The 1,838-nt window shown below is 45.0% G+C and carries 3 protein-coding genes and 1 pseudogene; all 4 read right to left on the reverse strand.

Annotated features, from left to right (window positions below):
* Positions 1–806: pseudogene (tnpC, locus tag BP27_RS16460) on the reverse strand (IS66 family transposase); the annotation flags it as partial.
* Positions 796–999, reverse strand: a complete 204-nt coding sequence (locus tag BP27_RS17460; RefSeq protein ID WP_036240484.1) for an IS66 family transposase — start codon at positions 997–999, stop codon at positions 796–798. The pseudogene tnpC and the gene BP27_RS17460, both read right to left, overlap by 11 nt.
* Before the next feature lie 27 nt (positions 1,000–1,026).
* A complete protein-coding gene (gene tnpB / locus BP27_RS0113590; protein ID WP_027851990.1) occupies positions 1,027–1,371 on the reverse strand; it encodes an IS66 family insertion sequence element accessory protein TnpB in 345 nt (114 codons plus the stop codon).
* Positions 1,368–1,688, reverse strand: coding sequence for an IS66 family insertion sequence element accessory protein TnpA (gene tnpA, locus BP27_RS0113595; protein ID WP_027851991.1), 321 nt, complete (start codon positions 1,686–1,688; stop codon positions 1,368–1,370). Before tnpA ends, tnpB begins: the two co-directional genes overlap by 4 nt.
* Positions 1,689–1,838 lie beyond the last annotated feature (150 nt).

Genomic DNA, 1,838 nt, shown 5'->3' on the forward strand with positions numbered 1-1,838 from the left:
TCTAAATGATTAGTGTCGGGTTGTACGTCTGGGTCTTCTAAGAAGACACTCAGACTGGCTTCACGTTTGAGCACATAATTAAGTGCTTTACTCAGCGGATCACTCGGTAGCAGACCACTGTTTTCCAGTTGGTCTTGGCACCACTGGAAGAAGTAACTGACTAGAGGTTGGGTGTGGTCTTGGCGGTATTGGTGTTTTTTCTGGCCGCTGAGTCCTAGCTTTTTAATGGCTTCTTCGTTTTGATACAGCTTGGCAATCTGCTGCAGTGCCTCGGTGGCTTTTTCTGGGTGTTCTTTTTGGGCTTCAATAAAGTAACGACGACTATGCACCCAGCACTGGGCATGAGTGATATTGTCTTGTGCAGCAGCATAACGCGCATAAGCGGCATAGCCATCACTAAGCAGTGTGCCAGAGAACAGCTCCTTCAGCATTTGTTCAATATGAAGTTTGCCCCGACTGTTGGAGTAGGTAAACACCACTTCATCAGCATCGCCATACATTGGCCAGAACCACCCTGATTTCATTTTGCCTTTTTCTGGGCTAGGCCGCTTTTGGTGACCCGCTTTAATGGGTGTTTCATCCATTGCCAACACTCGACTGCGTAAAATGCTGTCGGTTTGGGCATCCACGATGGGGCGTAATAAATCGATACTGCGTTTAACTAGGTTGGTGAGGGTGCTGCGGCTAACGGTGATACCCGCTTGTTGAATACGCTGGTGTTGGCGGTAAAGCGGTAAATGGAACTGAAATTTATCAACCAATAACCCAACCAACAAGCTGACATCGGCTAGGCTGTTATGGAGCATCGGCTGGCTGGAACAGCTCACCCTGTTCTGCAGGGTCATAAACGCGCTTTTCAGACTTGGGTCCAAACAACTGCTTTTTGAACCAATCTAACTGATGTTGCAAATGTTTAACTTGCTCACGCAACCACGCATTCTCCTCAGCTAAAGCTGAAGTAGATGCTACGGGGTTGGGTGTACAAGCCGTTGAATTCATGGTGCTAATTTTACCAAAACTAGCTTTTTATGCACCTTTAAAACGCTTAAATTGGCGGTATTTTTGCACTTCAATGCCATCAATTAACAGTTGCAACCCAGCAGGTGTTAATAGCTTTTGGCCTTTGCTGGTTGGCTGCACCCGAAACTGTCCCTGCTCCAAGCGTTTAGCCCATAAACAATAACCTGTAGGCGTAAAATACAAAACCTTCATCTGGGTTTTACGGCGGTTAACAAACACAAAATACTGCCCATTCAGTGGGTTGTGTTTTAGTTGATTACGCACCAAAGCACTCAAGCCATTAAAGGATTTGCGCATATCCGTGGGTTCGGTACACAGCCAAATACGTGCTTGATGATCAAACCCAATCATGGGTTTTGACTCAAACGCAACTCAACCCCGTTACCCAAGCTTAAAACGATATCCCAACCCTGTTTAGCTGAGGGTGAAGCACCCACTAAAGCGGATAAATCTAAAAAATTAGTTTCTTGGGTAGCTGAAGGCTTAGCCACTGCTGACTGATAAGCTTCTTGAGTAGAAGTCGCTTGTTCAGCGAGTCGTTTACGCCAAGTATAAAAACAGGAGCGAGCTAGTTTATGTTGCTGGCAAAATTGTTCAATGGATAAACCACTGTTGCGGTGTTGATTTATTAGAGTTTGCCACTGCTCTGGGGTACGATGCTTTTTCATGGAAATCACCTTGCTTTAACGATAAAAGGTGACTGTAGAGAATTATTTGTTGAAGGTAAGCGCCCTTAAATCAGCCTCTTTTAACTCAATCTGCCTAGCATCACACTAATACCTGTCTTTTTAAAAGAGGTGTTGGTTATGAATTTGCAA

This window comes from Marinospirillum insulare DSM 21763, assembly GCF_000686905.1.
Classification (GTDB): Bacteria; Pseudomonadota; Gammaproteobacteria; order Pseudomonadales; family Halomonadaceae; genus Marinospirillum; species Marinospirillum insulare.

Bases quoted from the DNA above. Each gene is read 5' to 3' on its own strand.
- BP27_RS17460 (WP_036240484.1), bottom strand. From the start codon at position 999: ATGAATTCAACGGCTTGTACACCCAACCCCGTAGCATCTACTTCAGCT.
- tnpB (WP_027851990.1), bottom strand. From the start codon at position 1,371: ATGATTGGGTTTGATCATCAAGCACGTATTTGGCTGTGTACCGAACCC.
- tnpA (WP_027851991.1), bottom strand. From the start codon at position 1,688: ATGAAAAAGCATCGTACCCCAGAGCAGTGGCAAACTCTAATAAATCAA.